We start from the raw sequence: 2972 nt of genomic DNA on the forward strand, positions 1-2972 counted from the left end.
GTTTACTACAATAAAGCATGTAAATACATGATTCCATCTTTAAAGAAGAAGAATAACATTAATTATAAATGGATATCGTTTACAGCGCAAATGAACAACTCTTTAACATTCTCAATCATAACTGCTTTCCATCCATTTTATAATGCTATATCGCTCTCCATCGCTGGATAACATTATTTTCAACAATAGCATTCTCGGCTATACAACAATTCCTCGTTAATTGTGAATAGAGTTTACTTACTTCAATAAACAGAATAATTACATGAAAGACATTAGTTCATCCTCCAATTCCACACTGGTTAAATCCTTTACTATTGCTCTTGCGTTATAAAAAAACAGTTGACCTTCACGTTGCGTGAAGGTGTACGATGATGTTGTCAGGAGGTGAACACATGGAATATACCATACAAAAGCTAGGTCGATTAGCTGGAATTAGTACACGTGCGCTGCGTTATTATGATGAGATCGACATGCTTAAACCTGCACGGTTGAATTCTTCAGGCTATCGCATTTATGGGCAAGCGGAGGTTGATCGGCTGCAGCAGATTCTATTTTACAAAGAGCTTGGAATCGGATTAGAGGAAATCAAGGCCATCGTGACATCACCTTCCTTTGACGGTGAGAAGGCACTGCTGCAGCATCGACAAAAGCTTTTAGAGAAAAGAGTTCAGCTAGATCAGCTTATCGCTAATGTCGACAAAACATTAGCTCAAAAAGAAGGGAGAATAATAATGGAGAATAAAGAGAAATTCGAAGGTTTTAAGCAGCAGCTCGTTAATGAGAATGAGAAGAGCTTTGGTAAAGAGATTAGAGAAAAGTACGGAAACGAGCAGGTGGATCTCTCTAACCAAATAATCAAAAACATGACTAAAGAACAGCACACTGAAATCGAAAAGTTAGGGGCCGAGGTCATAAGCGTGCTTGAGGAAGCTTTTGCAACTGGTGATCCCGCTGGTCAGTTAGCACAGAAAGCAGCCGATCTCCATCGACAATGGCTAAGTTTTTATTGGGGCAGCTATACCAAAGAAGCACATGCGGGTGTTGCTCAAATGTATGTAGATGATGAAAGGTTTACAGCCTATTATGATAAAAACCTGCCCGGTGCTGCTGTATTTCTAAGAGATGCCATTCTTATTTATACAAATATGGATACCTCGCTAAATCCATAAAGAAAGGTGTAGGAAGGCATTTGCCTAACTACACCTTCCTTGCTGTTAGTCGAATCTAACAACTCATTTCTTTATATAGAAACTTACTCTCCAACCTAGTCGAAAGCGATTTGCGGTTCCAATCGAAGCAGCTATCCTATTTCGTTGTAGGATATAACGGCACACTTAGTGCAAACTTACTTCCAACTCCCTTTGTACTTTTAAGCGCAAGTTTGCCGCCAAGTAGATTGGTAAGCTGTATGCAAATAGAAAGCCCTAATCCAGTTCCTTCATATTTCCGCTGAATCGTGCTGTCCTCTTGTGAAAATGTATCAAAGACTCGCTGCTGGTTGTCCTCATCTATCCCAATACCGGTGTCCTTTACAACAAATACAATGCAGTCAGTAAGCTTATCCTTGTATACGTGCAAAGCGACATCGCCCTTATCCGTAAACTTAATAGCATTGTTTAATAGATTGCGAATAATTTGGCTCAGCTTTTGCCCATCTGATACTAGCATTTGAGGAGCCTCTTCATCTATTAAAACTTCGAAGCTTAGCTGCTTCTTTTCAGCTAAATGGGCAAATTCATGGTATACCAGCTGCGTAACATCCTCGACGGACACTTCTCCCCAGTTGATATCCATTTTCCCTGCTTCCATCTTGGATAAGTCAAGGATGTCATTAATGATTCGCAGCAATTCGTTACTAGAGCTGTTTATCATATCTGCATACTCAAAATTCTCATTGTGTTCCTGGCTGGCCGTATTCTCACGAATGAGCTCTGAGAGGACAATGATACTATTAAGAGGTGTCCGAAGCTCATGAGACATATTAGAGAGGAAGTCCGACTTGTATTTGGATGACTTCATGATTTGTATCGCTTTGTCTTCAAGCTCCTTCGTTTGCTCCATTAGAAGCAAGTTATTGTCGCGCAGCTCGTCCGCTTGGAGCTGTTCCTTATAAAAATCATTAATAATAAATAAGAATAAGGCACCAAGCAAAATAGAAAGAGGCAGCGTAAAAGGCATAATCTGCTTCAAGTACAACTCACGAGACAGAGCGCCAAAGATCGCGATACCAGTTACCTGTACAATATTGATGGTGAGCAAAGAAATCGTTGCCTTCTTACGATAGCCCCATAACTGGCGTCGTTCGTAAAGCATGACGAGCCCCGCAGCGACGAGTCCCATAATAGCGATATTAATTGATCCCGTTAGTGAGCTTGGTGTTATTCCATTGACAAAAAATCTTGAAGCAGAGATACCAAGTCCAATAATAAAAACATGGCGCGGATCTCGGAACACTAATGTTGCAAAAATAATAGGTACGCCGCGCAAATCGAATAAGGGCCCCTTACCTAATTCTACACCAACCATCATCGTCAGCCAGCCGGATAAAATAAAAGTGACAATCAACAAACTATTTTTCACATTGGAGGAAGCTCGGTTTAGAAAATTCTTATATAGGAGGTTAAAAAGGTAAGCACAAGTGATGAGAATGCTTATATTTGTAAAAAAGGTGACGGAAAAATTCATATATGTCCTCCCTTAGCTGTTTTTATTGTACACGAGGCTAACTCCTTTGACAAAAAAATAGCTCAAAAACATCTCATTTGAGTATCATTTCCTACTTTTAAACAACAAAAAAAGCCTTGCTAAGCAAGACTTCATTTGTCGTACTATGATGCGCGTAGAGGGACTTGAACCCCCACGGTTGCCCGCTAGATCCTAAGTCTAGTGCGTCTGCCAATTCCGCCATACGCGCGCATCCGAGATTAAAAAATGGTGAGTCATGTAGGATTCGAACCTACGACACCCTGATT

2 protein-coding genes and 1 tRNA gene are annotated in these 2972 nt (G+C 40.4%); 1 reads left to right on the forward strand and 2 read right to left on the reverse strand.

Annotated elements, in window-relative coordinates; translation table 11 throughout:
- Window positions 1-392 precede the first annotated feature (392 nt).
- A complete protein-coding gene (locus AC1DSE_RS33585) occupies window positions 393-1169 on the forward strand; it encodes a MerR family transcriptional regulator (protein ID WP_477513008.1) in 777 nt (258 codons plus the stop codon).
- Window positions 1170-1305: 136 nt separating this feature from the next.
- On the opposite strand, the gene AC1DSE_RS33590 is transcribed toward AC1DSE_RS33585, so the two are convergent.
- Together AC1DSE_RS33590 and AC1DSE_RS33595 are read right to left on the reverse strand one after the other, a co-directional pair.
- Window positions 1306-2580: an ATP-binding protein gene (locus AC1DSE_RS33590; RefSeq protein WP_477513007.1), complete on the reverse strand. Its 1275-nt coding sequence runs from the start codon at window positions 2578-2580 to the stop codon at window positions 1306-1308.
- A gap of 254 nt (window positions 2581-2834) precedes the next feature.
- Window positions 2835-2914: transfer RNA gene (locus tag AC1DSE_RS33595), tRNA-Leu, on the reverse strand.
- Window positions 2915-2972 lie beyond the last annotated feature (58 nt).

This window comes from Paenibacillus sp. 01L418 (assembly GCF_056400045.1).